Here is a 25714-nt window from a genome sequence, read left to right on the forward strand (position 1 = left end):
GCAGCGGTTAAAATGCGCGCCATGGAATCCTTCGATATCGCTGTCATCGGCGCGGGCGCGGCCGGCATGATGTGCGCGGCGGTGGCCGCTCAATCCGGGCGCCGCGTCGTGCTCATCGACCACGCCGAGCGTCTCGCCGAGAAAATCCGCATCTCCGGCGGCGGGCGCTGCAACTTCACGAACATCAACGCGCAGCCGGCAAATTTTTTGTCGGCGAATCCGCATTTCTGCCGCTCTGCGCTCGCACGCTACACACCGCGCGATTTTCTCGCGCTGCTCAAGCAATACCGCGTGAAGTGGCATGAGAAGCACAAGGGCCAGCTCTTCTGCGACGACTCCAGCGAGACCATCATCGACGTGCTGAAAAGCGAGTGCGATGCGGGCCGCGTCGCGTGGCGGCGTCCGGTCGCCGTGCATGAGATTCGTCACGACGGCGCGCGCTTCTCGCTCGACACGACCGCGGGCGCCATCAACGCGGGGGCGATCGTGATCGCGACGGGCGGCCTGTCGATTCCGAAGATCGGCGCGACGGATTTCGGCTATCGCGTCGCGAAGCAGTTCGGCCACAAGCTCATCGATACGCGTCCGGCGCTCGTGCCGCTCACGTTCACGTCCGCCGACTGGGCGCCGTTCGCCGAGTTGTCGGGGCTTTCGCTGCCGGTGCGCATCAGCGCGGGGACGGGCAAGACGCGCGGCGAATTCGATGAAGATCTGCTGCTCACACATCGCGGCGTGTCCGGGCCGGGCGTACTGCAGATATCGAGCTACTGGAACACGTCGGAGCCGATTCACGTCGATCTGCTTCCCGATATCGACGCCACCGGAATGCTCATCGAAGCCAAAGCGGGCTCGAAGAAACAGATCGGCAATTTTCTGGCCGAACATGTGCCCGCGCGTCTCGCGCACGCGTGGCTCGAAGCGCGACGCGTTCCGCTCGACGCGCGCCTCGCCGATCTGCCCGATCGCACGTTGAAGGCGATCGGCGCATCGCTGTCGGACTGGGCGCTCACGCCGAGCGGCACTGAAGGCTATCGCAAGGCGGAGGTGACGCGCGGCGGCGTCGACACGCGCGAGCTTTCGTCCGCGACGATGATGAGCGAACGCGTCGCCGGACTCTATTTCATCGGCGAGGCGGTCGATGTCACCGGCTGGCTCGGCGGCTACAACTTCCAGTGGGCGTGGGCCTCGGGCGTCGCGGCGGGCAAGGCCGCCGCCGAGTATTCGAGAGACGCGGCGACGGCCGCCTGAGCGCATCCGTCCGGGGGTTTTGGCGAGTCTCGAAACGCGAACCCGTTTGCTATACTCAGACGGTCATCGGAGGATTCTCTCCGCGCTGGCTGGCGCTGAAACGGGTTTCGCGGCACGTGTCGCCGCGTCCCTTCGCTGCATCTCAGAACGGCCCGCTAACAATCCCGCTTGAGGAGGCGTTCCCAAGCGGGTTTTTGCTTTCGCGGGATAACCCAAGCGCCGGCCGGAATCCAACTTTCGTAATTGCACCGGGTGAACGATGAGCCTCAAAGACCAGATCAGCGACGACATGAAGACTGCCATGCGCGCGAAAGAAACCGAGCGTCTCGGCACGATTCGCCTGCTGCTCGCGGCAATCAAGCAGCGCGAAGTCGACGATCGCGTCACGCTCGACGATGCGGCCATCACCGCCGTCATCGACAAGATGATCAAGCAACGCAAGGATTCGATCAGCCAGTTCGAGGCTGCGGCCCGCACCGATCTCGCCGACAAGGAAAAGGCGGAACTGGCGGTGCTGGCGGCGTATATGCCCGAACAGCTTTCCCCCGATGCGATCGCCGCCGAAGTTCAGGCCGCTGTCGCCGCGACGGGCGCCGCCGGCCCGCAGGACATGGGCAAAGTGATGGGCGTACTGAAGCCGAAGCTTGCCGGCAAAGCCGACATGACCGCCGTCTCCGCGCAGGTGAAAGCCGCACTCGCCAAGTAACGTCCGCGATTCTGATTCGGTGATTCCGCACGCTTTCCTGCAAGATTTGCTCAACCGCGTCGATATCGTCGACGTGGTGGGCCGCTACGTCCAGTTGAAAAAGGGCGGTGCGAACTTTATGGGCCTCTGCCCGTTTCATAACGAAAAGAGCCCGTCGTTCACGGTCAGTCCGACCAAACAGTTCTATCACTGCTTCGGCTGTGGCGCGCATGGCACCGCGATCGGCTTTCTGATGGAGCACACCGGCCTCACATTTCCCGAGGCCGTGAAAGACCTGGCGCAAGGCGCGGGCTTGACGGTTCCACAGGAGCCTTCCAACTCGTTCCGTGGTGGAGTTGGCGGCGCCGAGAGCGCGCCGAGCAAGGCGGCCAGCGTTGCGCTGACGGAAGTCATGCAGACCGCGTGCGATTTTTATCGCAAGCAATTACGCGGGGCGTCCAACGCCATCGACTACTTGAAAAAGCGTGGGCTGACGGGCGAAGTCGCCGCGCGCTTCGGACTCGGCTACGCGCCGGATGGCTGGCAGAACCTCGAATCGGCATTTCCCGATTATCGGGATGAAAATCTGGTCGAGTCGGGCCTCGTGATCGTCAGCGAAAAAACCGATTCTCAAGGGCAGGCGCGACGCTACGATCGTTTCCGCGAACGCGTGATGTTCCCGATCCGCAACGTGAAGGGCAACGTGATCGGTTTCGGCGGTCGCGTGCTCGACGGCGGCGAGCCCAAATATCTGAACTCGCCGGAGACGCCGCTGTTCAGCAAAGGCAGCGAGCTGTACGGGCTGTTCGAAGCGCGCCTCGCGATTCGTGAACTGGGTTACGTGCTCGTCGTCGAAGGGTATATGGACGTCGTCGCGCTCGCACAACTGGGTTTTGCGAACGCCGTGGCGACGCTCGGCACGGCCTGCACGCCGGTTCACGTGCAGAAGTTGTTTCGTCAGACAGATGCGGTCGTGTTCAGTTTCGACGGCGACGCGGCCGGCCGGCGCGCCGCGCGTCGCGCGCTGGAAGCGGCGTTGCCGCACGCCGCGGACAACCGGACGGTCAAATTCCTCTTCCTGCCGAAAGAACACGATCCCGACAGCTACGTGCGCGAGTTCGGCACGGACGGATTCGGCGAGCAGGTCGATCGCGCCATGCCGCTGTCGCAGTTCCTCCTGAACGAGGTGCTGAACGACAAGGAACTGGAGCAGCCCGAAGGCCGCGCCAAAGCGCTCTTCGACGCGAAACCGCTGCTTCAGGCGTTGCCCGCGAACGCGCTGCGGGTGCAGATCCTGCATATGCTGGCGGACCGGCTCGACACGCCGTTCACCGAGATCGCCGCGCTGTGCGACATCGATTCGCGCGCCGCGGCCGTCGCACGCGCGAACGTGCCGAAAAGCGAGCGCCGCCGCGTGACCGGGCAGGAACAACGCGCGCTACGCAATCTGGTGATGTACCCCGGCATCGCCGTTTCGCTCGATCAGGACGCCGAGCGCACCCTCGTGACGATGACCGAGCACGGCGAACTGTTCAGCGAAGTGATCTCGCACGCGCGAGAACTCGGCACTGCGGCGCAATTCCAACTGCTCTCGGAGATCTTGAGAAATGCAGCAAACGCGCCAACGTACGACGATATCTTCCAGGAAATTCTCGCCTATGATGAAAACGTTCGCGATTTGCTGATGCGCGATCCGTCCGACGAGGACGCGGCGCAGCGAGTCGAGGAGCAAAAGCGCCTGCTCGCGGAAGAATTGCAGGCCACGGTGTTGAAGTTGAGGCACGACAGCTACCGGGCGCGGCTGGATCAACTTGCGCGGCAATCCAGCCTGTCGGCGGAAGAGGTGGCGGAGTTCTCGGAACTCTCGGCGAGAGTGGCCCAGATCAAGGCTGGGCGGGGCGCGAGCCCGGATGGCGCAAGATGAGAATGCTATAATAAAAAGTTCAAACCGAATTGCTTTTTGTCAACTGTTCAAGGCGCTTTAGACGCTTTTTTACGGTGTGTGAACGGTAGCGGTCGAGTAGTTGGCAAAGGGCATTTGACGTTGTTCGCATAGGGAAGGAAAGCAGGAAGGCGCTGGCTGAATCGGCTGTCCGGAATGCGGCGTGCCGTGGTTGTAGGTGGCATACGCCGCATAAGTCGCACGAAACGGGCCGATAAGCACGCCGACGTACAGACGGGCTTAAGGGAAGCGGCTGCTATCGAGGGTAGGGCGAGGAGACGATTCACACTCGTTCGAACCGCGGTGGAGCCCCGGGCAGGGCACGCAGGACGAAGCAGCGTGCGCGTATTGGGTATTCACGGTTCCATCGGCTGTTGTCCAGCAGCCGCGAGTCGAGACTAAAGCCGGTATGGCGAACTCCATGACGAAAAAGCTGAACGATGTATCCGTCGAAGACGACGCAATGCAAAACGCAGAGTCTGGCGCCGCTCCTGCGGCGAAGGTCGAAAAGGCCAAGGCCCGCGATCGCCGCGCGAAGGAAAAGGCGCTCCTGAAGGACGCGTTCTCGTCGAGCGCGCCCGGCACCGTCGAGGAACTGGAAGAGCGCCGCGGCAAGTTGCGCGCGCTCATCAAGCTCGGCAAGGAGCGCGGTTTTCTCACCTATGGCGAGATCAACGATCACCTTCCGGACAACTTCACGGAAACCGAGGCGATCGAAGGCATCATCAGCACGTTCAATGACATGGGCGTGGCGGTGTATGAACAAGCGCCCGACGCCGAAACGCTGCTGCTGAACGACAACGCGCCGAATGCGTCGTCGGACGACGAAGTCGAGGAAGAGGCCGAAGTCGCGCTCTCCACGGTCGATTCCGAATTCGGCCGCACGACCGACCCGGTCCGCATGTACATGCGCGAGATGGGCACGGTCGAACTGCTTACGCGCGAAGGCGAAATCGAGATCGCGAAGCGCATCGAGGACGGCCTCAAGCACATGGTCATGGCGATCTCCGCCTGCCCGACGACCATCGCCGACATTCTCGCGATGGCCGAACGCGTGCAGAACGAGGAAGTCCGTGTCGACGAACTCGTCGATGGTCTGATCGATCCGAACGCGCAGGACACCGATGGCTTCTCCGAGCAGGAAGCGGAAGCGATCGAAGCGGAAGAGGTAGAAGCCGAGGAAGAAGGCGACGCGGAAGAGGAAGAAGAGGACGACGGCAGCGCGCAAGCCAACGCCAACGCCGCGCAACTCGAATTGCTCAAGCTTCAGTCGCTGGAGAAGTTTGCGCTTATCAGCGAATGGTTCGACAAGATGCGCCGCGCCTACGAGAAGGAAGGCTACAAGTCGAAGGCGTATCTGAAGGCGCAGGAAGCGATCCAGACGGAGCTGATGAACATTCGCTTCACGGCGCGCACCGTCGAGCGCCTGTGCGATACGCTGCGCGCGCAAGTGGACGAAGTGCGCCAGGTCGAGCGGCAGATTCTGCATACCGTCGTCGACAAATGCGGCATGCCGCGCGCCGAATTCATCACGCGTTTCCCGGGCAGCGAGACGGATCTCGAATGGTCCGACAAGGTCGTCGCCGAGGGTCATGAGTACAGCGCGGTGCTGGAGCGCAATATTCCGGCGATTCGCGAGCAGCAGCAGCGTCTGCTGGATCTGCAGGCGCGCGTCGTGTTGCCGCTGAAGGACCTGAAGGAAACCAACCGGCAGATGGCGGCGGGCGAACTGAAGGCGCGTCAGGCGAAGCGCGAAATGACGGAGGCGAATCTGCGTCTCGTGATTTCCATCGCGAAGAAGTACACGAACCGTGGCCTGCAGTTCCTCGATCTGATTCAGGAAGGCAACATCGGCCTGATGAAGGCGGTCGACAAGTTCGAATATCGTCGCGGCTACAAGTTCTCGACGTACGCGACGTGGTGGATTCGTCAGGCGATCACGCGTTCGATCGCGGACCAGGCGCGCACGATCCGGATTCCGGTTCATATGATCGAGACGATCAACAAGATGAATCGCATCTCGCGGCAGATCTTGCAGGAAACCGGGTTGGAGCCGGATCCGGCGACGCTTGCCGAGAAGATGGAAATGCCGGAGGACAAGATCCGCAAAATCATGAAGATCGCGAAGGAGCCGATCTCCATGGAAACGCCGATTGGCGACGACGACGATTCGCATCTCGGCGATTTCATCGAGGATACCAACACGGTGGCGCCTTCCGACGCCGCGCTGCATGCATCGATGCGCGACGTCGTGAAGGACGTGCTCGACTCGCTGACGCCGCGCGAGGCGAAGGTGCTGCGCATGCGGTTTGGCATCGAGATGAGCACGGATCACACGCTGGAAGAAGTCGGCAAGCAATTCGACGTGACGCGCGAGCGGATTCGCCAGATCGAGGCGAAGGCGCTGCGCAAGCTCCGGCATCCGAGCCGATCTGACAAGCTGAAGTCGTTCCTGGAAGGAAACTGACGGGACTTGTTTTGAGAGGCGTTGTGAGGCAAACTCGCTACCCTTCGTAGTCGCCTCGCGCAATGTTCGGAAGTGACAGAAAGCGCCGTTTGCGGCGCTTTCTTTTTGCCGCTCTGCCTGCAAAGGGCCGGAAGCTTAATTGGTATAAGCTGTCGACTCATAATCGACCGATAGTGGGTTCGAGTCCCACCCGGCCCACCATGTGTTTCGTTGTGAAATCAAAGGGTTAGTGTTTTTTCGTCCCTGGCGAGCGGCTTTCAGGGACGATGTGGGCGACGTGACCCACTCGGCCTCGCACCGTGCTGTTTTGCCCATCCTGCGTTTGCGCCGTGTCATCCCCCATCCGTTCCCGTTCGGCCGACGTCTAGGCTCGGGTGTTTCCCTTCCCCAGAATAAATCGGCCTCGCAACAAGCCCTCCGGCGTCACCCACTGGAGGCGCTCGCAAAGAGCGCAAGATAGTCGGCCGGGTTGACCGGTTGTCCTCCCACGCGTACCTCGAAATGCAAGTGCGGGCCCGTCGAGCGACCGGTCGAACCGACTTCGGCGATTGGCTCGCGCGGTTGCACTTGCTGCCCGACGCGCACCTCGATCTTCGAGGCGTGAGCGTAGCGCGTGATAAAGCCGTTGCCGTGATCGATCTCAACGGTGTTGCCATAGCCCGGCATCGGTCCGGCGTGGATCACGCGGCCGGCGCCGGCAGCGAGGACGGGGGTGCCCGTCGGGGCGACCAGGTCCATACCTGGATGAAAACGCAGTTGCCGCGTGAAGGGATCGAGGCGGTTGCCAAACGTTGAACCGTTGCGTCCGAGCGCGAGCGGACGGCGTCCCGGGAAGGCCTCCCACGCCGCTTCGTGCCGCGCCACGCCCTGTTCGAGCGCGCCAAGCGTCGACGCCAGGCAGTCGAGTTCGCCGCGAGGGACTTGCGGATCTAGGGGCGCTCCGGCGGCGTGGCAAGGCCGGGGCGGCAGCTCGGGGCCGCCTGCGGCGTTGCTATCGGGCGCGCGTGCCGAGGTCGCCGCCACCGCGCGGCTGGCGGTCGAACGCGGCGACGGTGCGCGCAGGCGCTGGTCAAACGCGCTAAGGGTGTCGAGCTGCGCGGCGAGCCGCTCGGCGCGCGCATCCAGCGAGGCGTTCTCAGCCCGCAGGCGCGCGAACTCGGCTGCCGAGTAAGGGGAGGGGAATGCGGTGGGGCGGACAGTAGAAGATCTCGCCGGCTCCTGGCGCGCACGCAGCGGCTGGGCGTTGTGGTGCCCAAGCGCAAGGCCGATAGCTAGTGCGAGCGCGGCCGCCGCGCACGCGCTGCCAATGATGGCGCGCAGCGCGCCGCGCCGTATCACCATGTATACATCGTTTTTCGAGCGCGAGACGACTGAAGCCACCCTTACCTCTCTGCAACCAAGTGCGAATTACGAGATGGTAAGAGCACGTCAGATCGCAACCTATCGGACAAATCAGATAAATTTAGGATAAGTGTGAGACGGAGCCGAACATGCACAGCGACAAACAGACCAGCCGACACCGACGGTCTGCTGTGGCACCATCACCACTCGTCAAAAGCCTGTTTCCCGCTGACGCTTTTGAGCGACTTTCCGGATTCGTGAGCGCATCCTCCAGCCGCGTCATCTCCAGGTCGTTCCGACTGCCATCGATCCACTTCGCATAGGTGCGCAGGAACATATCGACGGTGTGGCAGCGCTGGCCTGTCAAGAAAGAATACCGTCGTTTGCAATTTAAACCTGTGCTATTCCCATGACACATCATGTATCGCTTCATCGCTCATTCGGCCTCGCTGTTCTCGCATTCGTTTTGAATTTGTCCGCTGTACACGCGGACACGACAGTGCATTCACTCTCTGGCGTACGAAGCGCCATGCGAACCACTGACGCTCAGAAGATGTTCGACCATTCGATGAGCAATGCACCAAAGCCCGATGGCTTCGGTACAAAGCTGCCCGCTGGCTTCACCACCGCATTCCTCGTCAAACAACTGGCTCCAGGTCGGGACGCGCGTAGCGTCGTACTGTCGGGTGCGAAACCTTGGCCGCTGCGGCCGAATAGCTACGTGGCTATGGTCTGTCTTGCGGACAGTCCGGAACTTGCCGCGTCCGCACTGAAGTACGCACCTGCATCGTGTAACAGCTTCCGCAGTGGCGACGCAGACCCGCGGCATGTTTGGTTCGGTGTTTTTGAAAGCGCGGAAGGCGGCGCACCGCGGCTCGTGGCGCGAACTGAGGCACCTGTCGCCACGCCGACCGACTGGAGCCACACGAACATCGATCCGCCGGTCGGGGTCGATGCGAGCAACGCAGGAGACGCATCCGAGGCCCTGCCGTCCAGTTGGTCTCGCTTCGATCTCGCTGCGTATGAGATCCGCGCAGGCGAACCTGCGTTCGGCGTGCGTGCTGGATGGAGTGAGGGTTACGCTGGAGGCGGTGCGGATTTTGAAGCGTTGTATCTTTTCGTGATCGACGGGCAGGCGCTGCGCGTAGTCTTCGCCGAGCCGATGGCTTTCGACAAAATGATCGCGGGCGAGTGGCCAAGGATGGCACGCGAAGCCACGATGTATCCGACGCAGCGAATGCGCTTACGTTCTTCCCTCCATGACCGGCGGCTATCACGATCTTCAACTGCGGGAGAAAGCCGGCGGAAAATGGCGACGTACGTTCAAATGGTCCGCAGCGCAACGGCGATATCGATGAAGGGCCTTGCCATGCATTTCCTCATCTCTTCCGGAGGTCAGTATGAGCGGCAAGCGGTATACGGACGAATTCAAGATCGAAGCCGTCAGGCAATTAGCCGAGCGCGGTTATTCGGTGGCAGATGTGGCCCAGCGTTTGGGCATTACGACGCACAGCCTGTATGCGTAGCGGGCGAGGTTGGATAAGCCGGACGTCGTGCGGCAGGCGGAACTAGACCAGAGCGCCGAGGTGCGGCGACTGAAGGCCGAACTCAAGCGGGTGACCGAGGAGCGCGACATTCAAAAAAAGGCCGCCGCGTACTTTGCAAAGGGGTAGCGGCAAAGTAGCGTTCATGCGGGCCCATATCGACGAGCACCGTCTGCGCTCGATGTGCCGGGCTCGCCGTGCAAGCGCCGACGGGCCACACGTACATCGGCAGGCGCAATGTCGAGGCGTGAATTCGAGCACTTCGTGAGCGACGGTGCGGACTGTGACCCTATTCGGAAACAGAGCGCGAATCGCGAGCGCTAGAACTCAGCGTGACGCCAGGTCTCGAATCGCGGACCCACCTCCGTAACATGCGCTCGACGAGTTCCACCGCGTCCCGGCGGTCAAGGCTCGCGAATTCCCCGCCCAAGCCTTCGGCTTCCTCGCGCCCGTTCATCCACTGCGTGGCCGGGCAAACAACGCCGCCGCGAACGAAGACGGCGATCTGGTACTCGGCGTTTTCGCAGTCGCTTGCACGCCCACTGAGATCAGCTGATCCGCGTGTCGAAATAGTATGGCTGTCCCTCGAACAGGAACCAACCGAAGCAAAGGCCCCTACCGCTCTCCGGATCGATGCAAGCGGTTCGCTGGAAGGAAATGACTCGACCGTCCAAGATGCCGCAAACCGATTTTCAATCCTCTGGTATCGCAGTTCGTCCTCCTCAAGCATCAAAAATTACAATAAGCACCATTCCGATTAATTCGCACTCTGAAATAATGATCGGTCGTCAATAACATCGGTGCAACCATTGAGCGCAGCGGGCCATCGTCACAACACCTCCGCTTCCGTTTTGCATTCGGAACGCCCGCGATTTCGGTCAACCCATCCCGATGGATTTTCCAGCGAGATCCGCGTCGCCGCCCGAGCTTACCTTGATCTCGATTGCGATCATCGGTACGGAAATGCGAAGACCGCCGTCAAGGCACTGCTTCTGCTGACGGCTGCAGTGCTTTTGTATATCTATTCGATGAAGGCGAGTAGCCCTTTCGCCTTCGTCGGGCTGTACGTGGCGATGTACATCGCTGCAGTGCTTCTCTCGGTGAACACCATGCACGATGCATCGCATGGTGCCTTGCTTCACTCGCGGCTGGCCAACACAATCGTGATGCGGCTGGTTAGCCTTCCCCTCGGAATCGACCCCACGTATTGGCAGGTGCGGCATGTCCGTTACCACCATCCGAATGCGAACATCGAGCACCATGACCTCGATACGGAAGCAAACCGGTTCCTCCGCCAGACGCCATATCAGCCCTGGTATTCGCAGTTTCGCTTCCAGCATCTCTATTGGCCCTTGATCGCAGGCCTTTCCATGCCGTACATCGCGATCGTCTACGATTGGACCGACCGTTTGGGGCTCACGCCGCTCAAGACGGATCGCTTGCTTCCAGGCGTACGCGGCTGGTGCGTCTTTCTCGCATCGAAGGCGCTGCATATTACGACGTTCGTGGTCGCGCCGCTCTGGGTTGTCGGACCGAAGGTCGGTTATGGCGTCGTCTTGGGCGGCTACGTGCTGGGGGTTTTTACGGCATCCAGCCTGCTCCTGATGCTGCTCCTTGGAACGCATTGGGCCGACACGCAGTTCTTCGATGTGAGCGACGGCGAGGCGCTGCCGCACACGCGTGATGAACATGCATTCCTCACTTGCTGCGACTGGACGCCTCCATCGCGCATTCTGCAGGGATTGCTGGGCGGACTCCACTTGCACCTTACGCACCACCTTTTTCCTTCGTACGGCCATCGCCATTACGCGGCGCTTGCCGATATCGTCGAGGAGGCCGCGCAAAATCACGGACTACCTTATCGCCGCCTTTCCTACGCCGAACTGTTCAGCGCACAACAGCGTTTTCTGAAGTCGATGGGACAGCGTCCCGCAGTCGCGAACGCCCGACGGGACCAATAAGCAATGCTTCCGCTCAGCATATTGTCGTCAGGCAAAGCTTTGCCTGCGCACCGGGTAACTTCTGCCGAACTCGATATCACGCTCGCGAAACCTTCGGGCTACGTCGAGAAGCGTTCGGGCATTCGATATCGCTACCATGCCGGTCCGGACGAAAGTCAGTCGGCGCTCGCGGCGCGCGCCCTTGACGATGCGTTGGCGCGAGGCGGCATCGACGCGAGTTCGATCGATTTGCTCCTGTCTGCCGCTGGCGTTCAGGAGCAGGCGCTTCCCTCGACAGCGTGCCGGATTCTGGATCTTGCAGGCTTGCGGCCGGGTACACCGGGTTTCGACATCAGCGCCAGCTGCGTCAGTTTCCTGGTCGCGCTGGAGGTGGCGGCTGGACTACTGAACGCCGGCGCACATCGACGCATCGCGATCGTGGCGTCCGATCTGGCGTCCCGAGGTATCGATTGGGGTTGCCCGGAAGCGTCGCTGATCTTTGGCGATGGCGCGGCTGCGGTCGTCGTCGAGCGCGGCGATGGCACGCGCGGCATAGAGAGCTACCGGCTGCAGACGTTCCCGGAAGGCAAAGCCTATTGCGAGATTCGCGCGGGCGGCACGCGCCGCAATCCGCGTGTCGGGGTCGACGCCGCCGATTTCCTCTTTCGCATGCACGGTAAGCGCGTATTCAAGCTCAGTGCGAGCGTGCTCGATGGTCTGCTGGCCGGGTTGCTCGACGACGCACACGTCACGCTCGACGACATCGACACGATCGTCCCGCATCAAGCGAGTCATCTGGGCATGCAGCACGTTGCGGCACGATTGAAAGTCGCGCCCGAGCGCGTCGTCGACATCTACGCGACACATGGCAATCAAGTCGCCGCTTCCATTCCGACCGCGCTGCACGAAGCGTTCTTGACAGGACGCGCACAAGCCGGTCAGAGGGTGATGCTGGTGGGTACGGCTGCCGGTCTCACGGTAGGCGGGATGATCATCAGGTTATGACTGTTCTCGTGACCGGCGCGACGAGCGGGCTCGGACGCAATGCCGTGGATTTTCTCAAGAGACAGGGCGTCTCGGTCCGCGCTACAGGGCGAAACACGGTGGCAGGCGCGGCACTGCGCGCACAGGGCGTCGAGTTCATCCGCGCGGACGTTGCCACGGCGCGCACCGATGAAATCGATCGCCTGCTTGCTGGCGTGACTACAGTCTGGCATTGCGCGGCGCTGTCTTCGCCGTGGGGACGCGCGCAGGACTTTCATGCGATCAACGTCGGCGCGACCGAGCGTCTCGCGCAGGCCGCAGTCCAAAACGGCGTGCGGCGCTTCATTCACATCTCGACGCCGTCGCTCTATTTCGACTACCGCGATCGCATCGCCGTGCCGGAGACGTTTCGTCCGGCTCGGTATGCGAACCATTACGCGCGAACCAAGGCGCAAGCGGAAGACGTCATCAAGAAGATTGCATCGCGCAGCCCCAAAACGACATTCGCGATGCTTCGGCCACGCGGCATTTTCGGTCCGCACGATGCCGTTCTACTGCCACGCATCGTAAGACTCTTGCGTGAGCGTCACGGCTGTTTGCCGCTTCCGCGCGGCGGAGCCGCGCTGCTGGACCTCACGTACGCGGAAAACGTCGTGCACGCCATGCAACTCGCCACTTCATGCGAGGGGCTTGCTTCGGGCGACGTGTTCAACATTACCAACGGCGAGCCCTCGACTTTGCGCGGCATGCTCGACGCGCTGCTTCCCGCACTGGGCATGGCCTATCGCATCGTTTCGATGCCGTATCCATTGCTCGACGGCGCCGCACGCTTCATGCAGATGGCGTCCGGACTCAGCGGACGCGAGCCGTTGTTCACGCGATACAGCATCGGCGTGCTTCGATACGACATGACGCTCGACATATCGAAGGCAGAAAGCATCTTGGGCTATCACCCGATCGTGTCGCTCGAACAAGCAATCGAGAAGACACGGAAATGGATTCGAGCACATGGCGACGATTACGGTCCTTGAAGCTGGCTATTGCACGCACATGGGTTGCATGGCGCTAAAAGGAGCGGGTTTGTCCACGCGCTGCTTTCCCTCGCGCGCATATCTGATTGAATCCGCGAACGGCTGTTGGTTGTGGGATACCGGCTATGCGTCGCATTTCATCGACTGCACGCGAAGTGGTCTGTTCGCATGGTATCGACGCGTGACGCCGGTCTTCTTTGACGAGAGCGAATCGGTCGTACGTCAGTTGCGTGCGCGCGGCATTCATCCGCGCGACCTCGACGCCGTGATCTTGTCGCATTTTCACGGCGATCACATCGCAGGTTTGCGGGACTTCGAAGGCACGCCAACGTGGCTTTCCGGATCAGGCTGGGCAGCTACGCGCGCTCTGCGCGGAGTTGGCGCGCTGACCAGAGGTTTCGTTCCTGGCTTGATTCCGGGCGACTTCGAAACGTCGATCACCGAGATCGAAACGTTCGATCGTGTGGCGTTGCCACAGGCACTATCTCCCTTCACGCAAGCCTATGCCGTCCCGGGTTCGAAGGGCGAATTTCTGATTGTCGAGTTGCCCGGCCACGCGGCGGGGCACATCGGCGCATTCGTTGCGACCGATGACGGCTGGGTATTGCTGGCCTCCGATTCGGCGTGGTCGCCGGAGAGCTATCGGAGTCTGGTCGGACCGTCGAGGTTGGCGAACATCATCATGGAAGATTCTCATCAATATCGCGAGACGCTCGGTAAGCTGAACTCGCTGTATCGGAACGGCCAAGCGCGAATTCTTCTCACGCATGAGGGCGCAGTATGATGCGGCTGGCGCGAATTCTCTGGTCATACCATCGCACACGCCGCTTGCGATTCGAACGACGTGAAGACCTCGAACGACATCAACGCACGATGTTGCGCAAGTTCATCGCCGGGCCGCTTGCTCACAGTCCGTATTTCTCGCCGTATCGCACGCAGCCTTTGGACACGTGGCCAATCATGTCCAAGCCGGCGATGATGGCCCACTTCGACACGATAAACACTGCCGGACTCAAGCTCGACGATGTGCTCGATTGCGCACGACGTGCAGAGCAATCGCGCGATTTCACGCCCGGAGTCGATGGCTACAGCGTGGGCCTGTCTTCGGGAACGTCCGGCTCGCGCGGCGTGTTCGTCGTGAGTCCGAAGGAGCAGGCCGCGTGGGCGGGCGCCTTGCTTGCGCGTCTTTTACCTCGCGGACTTTTCGCCGGCGAACGCGTAGCGCTGTTTCTGCGCGCGAACAGCAATCTATATGCGACGGTGCGGAGTCCGTGGCTCTCCTTCGAATTCTTCGACCTGATGGAGTCGCTTGACGAGCAGATTGAACGCCTTGAGCGCTACGCGCCGACCATCGTCGTGGCGCCGGCGCAAGTATTGTGCATGCTTGCCGACGCGAAGCTCGGTGGCCAGCTTACGTTACATCCGCGAAAGGTCATATCGGGCGCGGAAGTGCTGGAATCGTTCGATCGAATATTGCTTTCCAAGGCGTTCGGAGAGGTCGGCGAGGTGTATCAGGCGACCGAGGGTTTTCTCGGGGCGACCTGTGCACACGGCACGCTGCATCTCAATGAGGCGCATATCCACGTTGAGCCTCAGTGGCTCGACGAACAACGGTTCCTTCCCGTCATCACCGATTTCTCCCGGCACACGCAACCGATCGTGCGATATCGCCTCGACGACATTCTTATCAGGCGTACGGAAATATGCCCGTGCGGGAGCCCTGAAATGGCGTTGGATGGAATCGAAGGACGGTGCGACGATCTGCTGAAACTACCTGCGCGCGATGGTTCGATTGTCTCGGTATTTGCCGATGGACTCTCGCGCGCCATCGCGCAGAGCTTATCGCTGCACGCGGACTATCGGCTGATTCAAGTGGGCGAGGCACGGCTGGAACTTTACGCCGATACTTCGTATGACGAAATATCGGCATGCCGTGAACGCCTGGATCGTCATCTGGAGCAACAGGGTATCGACATTGCAAAGCTCGAATGGCGCTTGAGTCATCTCTTGCCACCGATAAATCTCGGCGCGAAACGCAGACGCATCATTCGGCAGACGGGAGGATTGGGTTGAGTATGTATCAGCGGTTTCCGGTTCTCGCGCGCCTGCTAATGATGCTCGCTGGATGGGGCACCGTCGGAGTGTGCTATTCGATCGGGCGGCACGCTTCGGGTCAAGCGCATCTGCTGAGCGAGAGCGTGCTGGATCGCCTTATTCCGTTCGACGTATCGGCGGTTTGGTTGTATCTCTCGTTTTTCGCGTTCGTGCCGATCTCGTACCTTTGCGCCGATGTGCGTCGCGTCCAAAAGCTGATGTTCGGGATGCAACTGAGTGGCGTGCTCGCCGCAATTGTGTTCGTGACCTGGCCCACGACGCTCGTCTATCCCGTCGATGCATCGAACACGATGAGCGCGACGGCTTTGCGCCTGCTTTCCGCGAACGACTCGCCGCAAAACTGCCTGCCCTCACTGCACGGAGCGTTGACGACGCTCGGTATGGTGGCGCTGTGGAATCGACATCGTCCGATGCGCACCGCGTTTTCGTTGATCTGGGCTGCCGGCATCATGTGGTCGGTTTTGCAGACACGCCGGCATCTGGCGATCGATCTCGCGTCGGGCGCAGCGCTTGGCCTGTTTTGCGCGTACGCGGTCGCGTGCGTCGGCAAGCGATCCACTTCATCCGGTTTCCTGCCCGGCGGCACGGCAGCGTCGTCCGAAATTGATTCAAACATGGAGCCTCGATCTTGAACGCCATGGCGCTCCCTTTGCTCGGTATGGTGGCCTGCGTGCTTGCCGAGTTGTACTTCACGCATCATCGCAAAGGCCGCGAGATTCCGTGGCGCGATGTCATATTCAACCTCGACTCCGGGCACATTCTTATGTGGCTGCTGCGGGGCTTCGAGATCGCGGTATTCGCCTGGGTCTTGCAGCACGTGAATCTACATTGGGTCGATGGTTGGCATCCGGCCGTCGTATGGGTCTTCGCCTTGCTTGCCTGGGACCTTGGTTTTTACTGGATGCACCGGCTTCATCATGTGTTTAGCGCGCTGTGGGCGGTTCACGTCGTTCATCACGAGGGCGAGCATTTCAATTTGTCGCTTGGCATTCGCAATGGCTGGCTCTCGTCGCTGACGACGCTCCCGTTCACCACGATCCCGCTGGCGCTGGCGGGCGTGTCTGTCGAAGTGTTTGTCGCCGTCTCGACGTTGCATTACACGGTGCAGTTCTACAATCACAACGGCGTCGTGAAGAACTCGGGCTGGCTCGAACACGTGTTCGTCACACCGGCGCATCATCGTGTGCACCATGGGCACAACCCGGAATATCGCGATCGCAATTTCGGTGGAACCTTCCTTCTCTGGGACAAGCTGTTCGGCTCGTTTCAGGCGCAGTTGCCGACAATTCCGGTGAAGCTTGGCATTGCGAAGCCGATCAAATCGACCAATCCGTTCTGGGCGAATATCGCGCCATTGCTGCGTCTCGTCGGCATGCCTACTCCCGCGCTCGCAGAAGGCAAGTCGGTCGTTTCGCCGTTCTTGATCGGCATGGGCGGCCTGGTGTTGTTCGGTCTTGTCGCTTACTACATTCATCGAGACGGTACGTGGCCGGGTCAAACGCAGTGGGTGCTTTTTACCTTGATCTTCCTCGGAACACTCGCGCTTGGCGGCATGTCTGATGGGCGCGCATGGGGACTGCCTTGCTGGATCGGAATCGGCGTTACTGCGGCATTGCTTTTGCCATTGGCGTTCGGTTTGCGAGATCCTGTCGGCCTGTTCGCGCTAGCTGCCTTTCCGTTGCATGGCATCGTCACAGCGGCCGGCGGACTGGCCCAAGGGCATACGAATAAATGACACGGACGAACAACGGCGCACACAACGCTGAGCCGTTCGAACGGCGTGACATCGATTTCCGTCTGCTTGGGCCTATGCCACGCTTCTGGCTGGCGAGTGATTGCCATCGAACCCGCTTTTATGATGCGATGTCGCTTATGTTTCCCGAGGGCGAGCGCGCTTTCATCGAAGCGGTGCAACTGCATCGCGAGAAGATTCGGGACAATCCCGAACTGCAGCGCGAGGCGGCGGAATTCGTGGCGCAGGAAGCGCTGCACACCCGCGAACATCTTCGCTATAACGCTCAACTCGCGGCGCAAGGCCTGCCGGTTCGGGCGCTGGAAGCGCGAGTGGCGGCGCAACAGGCCTTCGCTCGCCGCTTTCTGCCGCCAAGTGTCCGCCTCGCCATCACAGCGTGTCTCGAACACTTCACGGCCATGTTTGCCGATCAACTCCTGCGCAGTCCCGACGTGTTTGTCGATGCCTGCGACGGAGTGGCCGACCTCTGGCGATGGCACGCTTTAGAGGAAATCGAGCACAAGGCGGTCGCCTTCGATGTATTCGCGGCGGCAGTTCCTGGATCGTTCCGTCGCTACGTGATGCGTTGCACCGCGATGCTCGCCGTGACGCTCATTTTTTCCACGCCGCTGTGGCGCATGACGTTTTCATTGGTCCGTTGCGACGGGCGGGTTCGCGACCTGAGAGGGTGGATGCGACTCTTGCGTGACCAGTTGATCTCGCCGGGTACGTTGACGCGTATGACGCCGCGATGGTTTGCGTGGTTCGCACCAGGATTTCATCCGTGGCAGCACGATAATCGGGACTTGATCAGAAAGTACAGGCCTCGTTTCGACGCGATGGCGAAGGCCGGGTCGAATCGCGATAGTGGCGAATGATTACGAGCAGGGTACGGCTGGCCGGATTGTTTCATCATGAAGGACGACTTCCGGCCCCGACGTGAAATGCATCAAGCCTTTTTGACAAATTCCGTCTTGAGGCTCATCGCTCCGAAACCGTCGATCTTGCAATCGATGTCGTGATCGGCGTCGACGAGTCGGATGTTTTTGACTTTTGTGCCCATCTTGACAACTCCACCGCCGCCCTTGAGCTTTAGATCTTTGATGACGGTGACTGTGTCGCCATCGTGAAGAATGTTCCCGGCGGAATCGCGATAGACCTTCGTTGCCGGTTCGGAGTCAATGCTCGTCTGCGCGGACCATTCGTGCGCGCATTCGGGACAGATATACATGCCCGCGTCTTCATAAGTGAATGCCGATTGACATTTGGGGCAGGGAGGTAGTGCGCTCATACGTATTCCTTGATGCCTTGCGGCGATTTCGATGGCGGGAGTATATCGCTGTCTGAGAGTAGGCCGATGCAACGAGTCGATCGCATGCGGGGCCGCGGAAATAGTCCACCCTTAAGGCACGGTGTAGTTCTCGCAATCAGGCAAGGGCTTATCTGGCACAAGAATGTTTTTGGATGAATCGATCCGAAAGACTCGTCGATAAGTGCAGCTTCGATCCACAGCCTTGACCAGATCATTTCAGCAAATCGTTCGCGCGAATTGGTGCCCGTTCGTCTGTCCGTGCCTCGGCAGCGAGATTCCGGAAGGCGAGGCATTGAGTCTGGATGAACAGGTAGGGCACGAGCACGCATCCCGCGAATGCTCAAAGCACTGGACCACGACCCTCGCAACCTCGCGCTATATCCGTCCATACATTCCGCCCTATACAAACAATAAAAATGTTTTGCTTTCGTAGATGGTTTTTCTCCCGCAACATGAAGTGATTCTTAAAAGCACATGGAGCGAGACATGGAAAGCACTGCGGACTTGAAGCGCTACGAATTGCTGATCAACGGCGAGTTCGTCCCGCCAAGCGGAGGCGACTACTCGACGAATCTCGATCCATCGACCGAAAACCCCATCGCCCGCGTGGCGCAGGGCACGTCCGCCGATGTCGACCGCGCAGTGCAGGCGGCCCGCGCCGCGCTCAAACCGTGGAACGCGATACGCGCCGCGGAGCGCGGCCGCATCCTGATGAAGCTCGCCGACCTGCTGCGCGAAAACCAGGAAGAACTCGCGGCGCTCGAAAGTCTCGATGCAGGCAAGCCGATCTCCGGCGTGCAGCGCCAGGACGTGCCCGCCGCCATCGATACCCTCGCGTACTACGCCGGCTGGTGCGACAAGATCAACGGCCAGGTCGTGCCCGCGCGCCCCGACGCGCTGACCTACACCGTGCGCGAGCCGGTCGGCGTAGTCGCCGCAATCGTCCCGTGGAATTTTCCGCTGATGATCGGCATGTGGAAGATCGCGCCCGCGCTCGCCTGCGGCTGCACGCTGATCGTGAAGCCCGCCGAAATCACGCCGCTCTCCGCGCTGATGGTCGGACGGCTCGCGCTGGAAGCAGGCGTGCCGCCGGGCGTGCTCAACATCGTGACCGGCAAGGGCTCGGTCGTCGGCGATTCGCTCGTCGCGCATCCGGGCGTCGACAAGGTGACGTTCACCGGTTCGCCGTCCGTCGGGCGCGGCATCCTGCAGGGCGCGGCGGGCAACTTCAAGCGCGTCACGCTCGAACTGGGCGGCAAGTCCGCCAACGTGATTTTCGCGGACGCGAACATCGACGGCGCCGTGCGTGCGGCGGCCTCCGGCATCTTCTTCAACGCCGGACAAGTCTGCTCGGCGGGCTCGCGCATCCTCGCCCAGCGCGCCGTCTATGACGAAGTCGTCGAGCGCCTCGCCCAGCGCGCGCAGACCATCAAGCTCGGCGAGCCGTCAAAACGCGAAACCAACATGGGTCCGCTCATCTCCGCCAAGCAGATGAAGAGCGTGCTGGACTACGTCGACATCGGCAGAGGCGAGGGCGCGTCGCTCGTGGCAGGCGGAAAGCGTTCGGGCGAGCGCGGCTATTTCGTGGAGCCAACGGTGTTCGCGAACGTCGAGCACGAGATGCGCATCTCGCAGGAGGAAATCTTCGGTCCGGTCGCGAGCGTGATTCCCTTCGACGACGAAGCCGACGCGCTACGCATCGCCAACGGCACCGCCTACAGTCTTGCCGCAGGCGTCTGGAGCGCGGATATCGGCCGCGTGCATCGCATGGCCGCGGAACTGAAAGCGGGCACGGTCTGGATCAATACCTACGGTTTTACAGACGTGCGTCTGCCGTGGGGCGGCGGCGGCGATTCGGGTTTCGGCCGCGAACACGGTGACGTCGCCATCGAGAATTTCACCGAGCCGAAGGCGGTCTGGGTCGCCTTGACGCCCTGAGTCACGCAGTCGCCGCGGGCAACCGCGGCGCATCGCCCGAACGCAAACGGGCGGTCCGGATTGCCCGGACCGCCCGTTTGCGTTTGAGCATCGGAGATAGGTCAGACGCGCGCCGTTTCCTCGTTGCGCGCCCGCCAAAGCCGCGCCCGCTGCGTACTGTCTTCATACTGAACCGTGTTTTGCCGGCACGCTTCGATGGTGGAATTCTTGCGCTCGACGATCGCCTGGCAGAGAAACTCCGCGCTATACGCTTTCAAAAGATGCGGAGAATGGGTTCCGATGTACTGCGCGATCTTCCCGTAATCGCTATACGCCGATGCGAGCGCGCGATACGTCTGCGCGTCCCAGCGGAACATCAGGTCGAGTTCTTCGAAAGCGGTGTTGAACGCGCAGACTTGCGCCTGAACTTCGCGGTCATCGTCGTACGTTGCATGGATCATGATCGTCTCCTGTATGGCCGTGGGGCATGAATGCAGGATAGGAAAACTGATCCATATACGACAGTTAAACTTTTTTCGCTTATCTATTCAGTAAATGTTATGAATTCGGTTTTCCGGTCTTTGCGACGATCTGGGTGATCGCTTCAATCTGCGCCGCGCCTTCTTCGATCAGAAATTTCTTGAACGCGAGCGCCACCGGCGGCAGGCGTTTATTGTTCCGATGCACGACGAACCAGTTGAGCATCACGGGAAAACCCTCGATATCGAGCACCGCCAGCTTGCCGACCTGCAACTCCATGCTGATCGTATGCGCGGACAGAAAGCTCAAACCCATGCCGGCGATCACTGCCTGTTTGATCGTCTCCGTGCTGGTGATTTCCATCGCGACGTGCAGGTTCGGAAGCCGTCCGCCGAATCCTTCCTCCATCGAATTCCAGGTGTCCGAGCCGCGCTCGCGGACGATGAACGGCTCATCGGCCAGCGCTTCGAGCGGCATGTTCCTGCGTCCGACGAGCGGATGATCCGGCGGCGCGACGATCACGTACGGATGGGGTGCGAAAGAGACATTCACCGTGTCCATATCGCGCGGCGGACGCACCATCACCGCGAGGTCGGTGAGATTGTCGGAAAGCTGATGCAGCAGTTCCTCTCGATTGTGCACCGCGAGATTGAGCCTCACGTCGGTATTGCGCCGCGTGAATGCGGCGAGCAGCCGGGGAAAAAAGTAATCGCCCGCGCTGATCACCGCGACGTTGAGCGTTCCGCCCGCAACGCCTTTTAGCCGCGCCATCGCGTCGTCGGCTTCGCGAAACTGCTCCAGAATCGCGCGGCTGTAGTAAAGCATTTCGTTTCCGGCTGGCGTGAGGTAGATTTTCTTGCCCAACTGTTCGAAAAGCGGCAAGCCGGCATGCTCTTCCAGTTGCTTCACCTGCGTGGAAACCGCCGGCTGAGTAAGGTAGAGCTCCTCGGCGGCGCGAGAAAAGCTCAATCGACGGGCGACGGTTTCGAAAATCTTCAATTGACGCAGGGTGGCGTTGCGCAGCACAGCAATCCCTCATCCATTAACGATTGCTAATTTATACAATAATTTTTTTTAACTTTCCTTTATCGTTTTTCTCCCCCACGATGCTTTCACGTCCCCAAAAGTTGTAAGGCGGACGGTCGCGGATGGCACGAACGGCCATGCTATACCCCGAGCATCGTCGGCGTTCCGCGCAGCATCACGAGCACGACTCTCGCAGCACATGAAGCCTGCAAAGGCCGCATCAACCATCCGGACTTTATTGGGAATCGCTTGAAAATGATTCTTCGATCGCCTGAAGCGGATGTTTGCCAGATGTGCGAATCGATCGCCCACTTCAAAACGCGCGACATGCGCAATACCCGCGACCGGCGGCCTCACGCCCACGCCGCCTGGAGCGAGCATTTCCCCTGACCGACCGCTCGCCGCCGACGCACCGCGCCGGTTCCCGCAGCACACCAAGCGCCGCACGAGCGCTAAGACATATATCGGAGACAGACATGGCAAGCGCAGACACGGTTGTGTCCGGGCAATCGCACGGGCGTCACCAAAACAGATGGTTCCAGCTGGTGATCGGCATCCTATGCATGGGGCTGGTCGCGAACCTGCAGTACGCATGGACCCTCTTCGTCGTTCCAATGGATGCCAAGCACCATTGGGGTCAAGCGGCGATCCAGACGGCTTTCACCATTTTCATCGTCACTGAAACGTGGCTCGTGCCCGTCGAAGGCTGGCTCGTGGACAAGTTCGGGCCGCGGCCGGTCGTCATCGGCGGTTCGATCTGCGCGGCGCTCGGCTGGATCATCGACGCGCACGCGACCAGTCTCATCCATCTGTACATCGGCGCGGTGGTCGCGGGCGTGGGCGCCGGTTGCGTGTACGGCACCTGTGTCGGCACGGCGCTCAAGTGGTTCCCGGACAAGCGCGGTCTTGCAGCGGGCATGACCGCGGCGGGCTTCGGCGCGGGCGCGGCCGTCACCGTGATTCCAATCTCCAACATGATCCAGAGCTCCGGCTACGAGCACGCGTTCATGTTCTTCGGCATCTTCCAGGGCGTATGCATCTTCGCGCTGGCGCTGATGCTGGTGCGCCCGAATCCGCCCAAGGGCATCGTGCCGGCCAAGCGCATCGTATCGACGAAGATCGACTACACGACAGGGCAGATGGTGCGCTCGCCGCTCTTCTGGGTGCTCTATCTGATGTTCGTGTTCGTCGCGGCGGGCGGCGTGATCGCGACCGCGCAGTTTGGGCCGATCGCGAAGGAATACGGTTTCGCCAAGATGCCGGTGAACCTCTTGGGCGTAACGCTGCCGCTGCTCGCGATGACGCTGTCCATCGACAACCTGTGCAACGGCTTCACGAGGCCGCTGTGCGGCTTCATCTCGGACAAGATCGGCCGCGAAAACACGATGTTCATCATCTTCCTGGGTGAAGGCATCGCGCTGCTCGGGCTGATGGAATTCGGCCACAATCCGTATCTCTTCATGCTGTTCGCGGCGCTGACGTTCCTGTGCTGGGGCGAGATTTTCTCGATCTTCCCTGCGACCTGCGCCGACACCTTCGGCAGCAAATACGCCGCCGCCAACGCGGGCACGCTCTACACGGCGAAAGGCACGGCGTCGATGCTGGTGCCGCTCGCCTCGGTGCTCGCGTCGTTCGGCTCGTGGAACGCGGTCTTCATCACGGCGGCCGTGACGTCGATCGCGGCGGGACTGTGCGCGAAGTTCGTCCTGGCGCCGATGCGCAAGCGCTGGATCGAAAACACGCACACGGAAGCGTCTCCCGATTCGTCGATCAACGCGTCGTTCCAGGCGGGCTGGGACGCGTCGCGTAATACCGTGCAGTGATGAAAGACGGCGCGCCATCGTTGAGCGTATCGCTGCATCAACTGAGACTGTTCGTCACCCTCGCGCGGCATCGCAGCTTCACGCGCGCGGGCGACGACTTCGGCATCACGCAATCGGCGGTCAGCCGCAGCATTCGAGAACTCGAAGACGAAATCGCGCTGCGGCTCTTCGATCGCACCACGCGCCAGGTCGCGCTCACCGATACCGGCCGCAAACTGCTCGCGCGCATTGCGCCGCTCGTCGAGGAACTGGAAGCGGTCTTGCGGCCGCGCGCGCAAGAGGGCGGTGAGCCGGGCGTCGTCAATCTCGCGAGCAGTTGCGGTCTCACCGCGAGCGTGTTGCCCGCGATGCTTGCATCGTGTCGCGAACGTCTGCCGGATATCACCGTCGTCGTGATGGACCGGCCGCAAAACGCCGTGCTGCAACTCGTGCGCTCGGGCGAGGCGGAGTTGGGCGTCGTGATCGCGCCCGACAATCTCGACGAACTCGCCGCGGAGCCTCTAGCCGCCGATGGCCTCGCGGCGGTGGTCAGCGCGTCGCATCGTCTGAGCGCGGCGCCGCGTATCGACTGGCAGCAGTTGCGCGGCACGCCGATGCTTCTTCTCGACGACGACACCGGCAGCGTCGGCGTCATCGAGGCCGCGCTCGCGCTACACGGCGTAACGGGCGCGGTCCGCCAGAAGCTCACGCAAGCGGCCGCGGTTGCGCGCATGGCCGAGGCCGGCCTCGGCGTCGGCATCCTGCCGATGCACGCGCGCGCCGCGTGCGACAGCGTGCAGGGGCGCATCATCCCGCTCGTGCCGGACACTTCGCGCACGATCATGCTCGTGCGGCGCAAGAGCCGCGCACTGCGCGCGAGCGCGGCGAACGTGTGGTCACACATCGTCGCATCGTCGTCGCATACTCTGATTGCAGGTCAGGCCGTCGAGGCCTGACTACAACTTTCCTTTCACGTCGAGCCCGCAGCGCGCCGCGCGCATGCGGGTTTTCGCTCGTCCGCGAGCGTGCGATTCGTCTTGTTCTCGCTGCACACGGAATGTAGTATCTGGTATATCAGAGACACAGAAAGCTACAACCCTCAGGAGACGAACCATGAAAATCTGCGTGTACGGCGCCGGAGCGATCGGCGGCTATATGGGTGCGCAACTGGCGCGCGCGGGTGCGGACGTCAGTTTCGTCGCGCGTGGGCCGCATCTCGCGGCGATGCAGGCGAACGGCGTCAAGCTTCGGATCGACGGTGAGGAACACGTCGTCAAGGTGCGCTGCACGAACGACCCGGCCGAGCTTGGCCCGCAGGATTACGTGATCATCGCGCTCAAGGCGCATTCGATTCCCGGCGTCGTCGATCTGATTCCGCCGCTGCTCGGCCCCGAGACGGCGATCGTCACGGCCGTCAACGGTCTTCCTTACTGGTACTTCTACAAGCACGGCGGCGAGCTTGAGGGCACGAAGTTGCAGAGCGTCGATCCGGGCGGCCGCCAGTGGGACGTGTTCGGTCCGGAACGCGCGATCGGCTGCGTGCTGCTGCCGGCAGCGGAGATCGCGGAGCCGGGCGTGATCGAGCATCACTACGGCAAGAAATTTCCCATCGGCGAGCCGAGCGGCGAGATCACGCCGCGTCTGCAGGCGCTGCACGACATGATGGCGAAGGCGGACATGGAAGCGCCGATGCGCGACAACATTCGAGACGAAATCTGGCTGAAGCTTTGGGGCAACCTGTGTTTCAACCCGATCAGCGCGCTCACCGGCGCGACGCTCGACGTGCTCACGAGCGATCCCGGCACGCGCGCGCTCTCGAAGGCGATGATGCTGGAGGCCAAGGCCATCGGCGACAAGATCGGCGTGAATTTCCGCGTCGACGTGGAGCGGCGCATCAACGGCGCGGGCGCGGTTGGCGCGCACAAGACGTCGATGCTGATGGACTGCGAAGCCGGACGCCCGATGGAAATCGATCCGCTGATGACCGTCGTGCAGGAAATCGGCCGTCTGGTGCACGTCGAGACGCCCATGCTTGATGCCGTTCTCGCATTGATCAAGCTGCGCGAAGGCGTAACCCAGGGCACGGCGAAGCCATTGCCGCTCCCGAAATCCCAAAAAGCCGCCTAAACTGCAGACGAAGGCACCAGC

20 protein-coding genes, 1 tRNA gene and 1 pseudogene are annotated in these 25714 nt (G+C 61.4%); 18 read left to right on the forward strand and 4 right to left on the reverse strand.

Annotated features, from left to right (window positions below):
* Window positions 1-21 precede the first annotated feature (21 nt).
* From AWB82_RS00115 to AWB82_RS00135, 5 genes are all read left to right on the forward strand, one after another.
* Window positions 22-1248 carry a BaiN/RdsA family NAD(P)/FAD-dependent oxidoreductase gene (locus AWB82_RS00115; protein ID WP_086964618.1) on the forward strand — a complete coding sequence of 409 codons (1227 nt, stop codon included), beginning with the start codon at window positions 22-24 and terminating at the stop codon, window positions 1246-1248.
* 259 nt (window positions 1249-1507) lie between these two features.
* The gene (locus AWB82_RS00120) at window positions 1508-1954 is read left to right on the forward strand and encodes a GatB/YqeY domain-containing protein (RefSeq protein ID WP_086964620.1); all 447 of its coding nucleotides are present in this window, start codon (window positions 1508-1510) and stop codon (window positions 1952-1954) included.
* Window positions 1955-1973: 19 nt separating this feature from the next.
* Entirely contained in the window at window positions 1974-3857 is a 1884-nt protein-coding gene (gene dnaG, locus AWB82_RS00125; RefSeq protein WP_086964623.1) for a DNA primase, read from the forward strand.
* 427 nt (window positions 3858-4284) lie between these two features.
* Window positions 4285-6342, forward strand: a complete 2058-nt coding sequence (gene rpoD / locus AWB82_RS00130) for an RNA polymerase sigma factor RpoD (RefSeq protein WP_086964625.1) — start codon at window positions 4285-4287, stop codon at window positions 6340-6342.
* Window positions 6343-6466: 124 nt separating this feature from the next.
* Window positions 6467-6543: transfer RNA gene (locus AWB82_RS00135), tRNA-Ile, on the forward strand.
* Between the two features lie 222 nt (window positions 6544-6765).
* Here AWB82_RS00135 and AWB82_RS00140 read toward each other — a convergent pair.
* The gene (locus AWB82_RS00140) at window positions 6766-7722 is read right to left on the reverse strand and encodes a M23 family metallopeptidase (RefSeq protein WP_235023109.1); all 957 of its coding nucleotides are present in this window, start codon (window positions 7720-7722) and stop codon (window positions 6766-6768) included.
* 1361 nt (window positions 7723-9083) lie between these two features.
* Between AWB82_RS00140 and AWB82_RS00145 the strand changes: the two are divergent.
* The 9 genes and pseudogenes from AWB82_RS00145 to AWB82_RS00185 all read left to right on the forward strand — a co-directional run.
* Window positions 9084-9441 (forward strand): annotated as a pseudogene (locus AWB82_RS00145) (transposase); the annotation flags it as partial.
* Window positions 9442-10036: 595 nt separating this feature from the next.
* Window positions 10037-11188: a fatty acid desaturase family protein gene (locus AWB82_RS00150; RefSeq protein ID WP_235023110.1), complete on the forward strand. Its 1152-nt coding sequence runs from the start codon at window positions 10037-10039 to the stop codon at window positions 11186-11188.
* Window positions 11189-11227: 39 nt separating this feature from the next.
* Entirely contained in the window at window positions 11228-12172 is a 945-nt protein-coding gene (locus tag AWB82_RS00155; protein WP_327343724.1) for a 3-oxoacyl-[acyl-carrier-protein] synthase III C-terminal domain-containing protein, read from the forward strand.
* Window positions 12169-13182 (forward strand): NAD-dependent epimerase/dehydratase family protein, encoded by a 1014-nt coding sequence (locus AWB82_RS00160; protein ID WP_086964631.1) that lies wholly within the window; start codon window positions 12169-12171, stop codon window positions 13180-13182. The genes AWB82_RS00155 and AWB82_RS00160 overlap by 4 nt, the downstream gene beginning before the upstream one ends.
* A gap of 28 nt (window positions 13183-13210) precedes the next feature.
* The gene (locus tag AWB82_RS00165; protein ID WP_235023126.1) at window positions 13211-13966 is read left to right on the forward strand and encodes an MBL fold metallo-hydrolase; all 756 of its coding nucleotides are present in this window, start codon (window positions 13211-13213) and stop codon (window positions 13964-13966) included.
* A complete protein-coding gene (locus AWB82_RS00170; protein WP_086965134.1) occupies window positions 13966-15255 on the forward strand; it encodes a F390 synthetase-related protein in 1290 nt (429 codons plus the stop codon). The genes AWB82_RS00165 and AWB82_RS00170 overlap by 1 nt, the downstream gene beginning before the upstream one ends.
* Window positions 15256-15257: 2 nt before the next feature.
* A complete protein-coding gene (locus tag AWB82_RS00175) occupies window positions 15258-15929 on the forward strand; it encodes a phosphatase PAP2 family protein (protein ID WP_235023127.1) in 672 nt (223 codons plus the stop codon).
* 5 nt (window positions 15930-15934) lie between these two features.
* Complete coding sequence (locus AWB82_RS00180; RefSeq protein WP_235023128.1) at window positions 15935-17032, forward strand: sterol desaturase family protein; 1098 nt, start codon at window positions 15935-15937, stop codon at window positions 17030-17032.
* A complete protein-coding gene (locus AWB82_RS00185; RefSeq protein WP_086964637.1) occupies window positions 17029-17907 on the forward strand; it encodes a metal-dependent hydrolase in 879 nt (292 codons plus the stop codon). The genes AWB82_RS00180 and AWB82_RS00185 overlap by 4 nt, the downstream gene beginning before the upstream one ends.
* A 71-nt stretch (window positions 17908-17978) precedes the next feature.
* Here the strand turns inward: AWB82_RS00185 and AWB82_RS00190 are convergent, their stop codons facing one another.
* The gene (locus tag AWB82_RS00190; protein ID WP_086964639.1) at window positions 17979-18320 is read right to left on the reverse strand and encodes a zinc ribbon domain-containing protein YjdM; all 342 of its coding nucleotides are present in this window, start codon (window positions 18318-18320) and stop codon (window positions 17979-17981) included.
* A 507-nt stretch (window positions 18321-18827) separates the two neighbouring features.
* Here AWB82_RS00190 and AWB82_RS00195 point away from each other — a divergent pair.
* On the forward strand, window positions 18828-20279 hold the full coding sequence (locus AWB82_RS00195; protein ID WP_086964640.1) for an aldehyde dehydrogenase family protein: 1452 nt from the start codon (window positions 18828-18830) through the stop codon (window positions 20277-20279).
* Window positions 20280-20380: 101 nt separating this feature from the next.
* Here AWB82_RS00195 and AWB82_RS00200 read toward each other — a convergent pair whose 3' ends face one another.
* Both AWB82_RS00200 and AWB82_RS00205 read right to left on the reverse strand, forming a co-directional pair.
* On the reverse strand, window positions 20381-20719 hold the full coding sequence (locus AWB82_RS00200) for a hypothetical protein (protein WP_086964642.1): 339 nt from the start codon (window positions 20717-20719) through the stop codon (window positions 20381-20383).
* A 97-nt stretch (window positions 20720-20816) separates the two neighbouring features.
* The gene (locus AWB82_RS00205; protein ID WP_086965137.1) at window positions 20817-21761 is read right to left on the reverse strand and encodes a LysR family transcriptional regulator; all 945 of its coding nucleotides are present in this window, start codon (window positions 21759-21761) and stop codon (window positions 20817-20819) included.
* Window positions 21762-22240: 479 nt separating this feature from the next.
* Between AWB82_RS00205 and oxlT the strand changes: the two genes are divergently transcribed.
* The 3 genes from oxlT to AWB82_RS00220 all read left to right on the forward strand — a co-directional run bounded on the left by oxlT (window position 22241) and on the right by AWB82_RS00220 (window position 25693).
* Entirely contained in the window at window positions 22241-23587 is a 1347-nt protein-coding gene (gene oxlT, locus AWB82_RS00210) for an oxalate/formate MFS antiporter (RefSeq protein WP_086964644.1), read from the forward strand.
* 20 nt (window positions 23588-23607) lie between these two features.
* Window positions 23608-24522 (forward strand): LysR family transcriptional regulator, encoded by a 915-nt coding sequence (locus tag AWB82_RS00215; protein ID WP_235023111.1) that lies wholly within the window; start codon window positions 23608-23610, stop codon window positions 24520-24522.
* A 157-nt stretch (window positions 24523-24679) separates the two neighbouring features.
* Window positions 24680-25693, forward strand: coding sequence for a 2-dehydropantoate 2-reductase (locus AWB82_RS00220; RefSeq protein WP_086964648.1), 1014 nt, complete (start codon window positions 24680-24682; stop codon window positions 25691-25693).
* Window positions 25694-25714: the final 21 nt, after the last annotated feature.

The organism is Caballeronia glebae, from assembly GCF_001545035.1.
Lineage (GTDB): Bacteria > Pseudomonadota > Gammaproteobacteria > Burkholderiales > Burkholderiaceae > Caballeronia > Caballeronia glebae.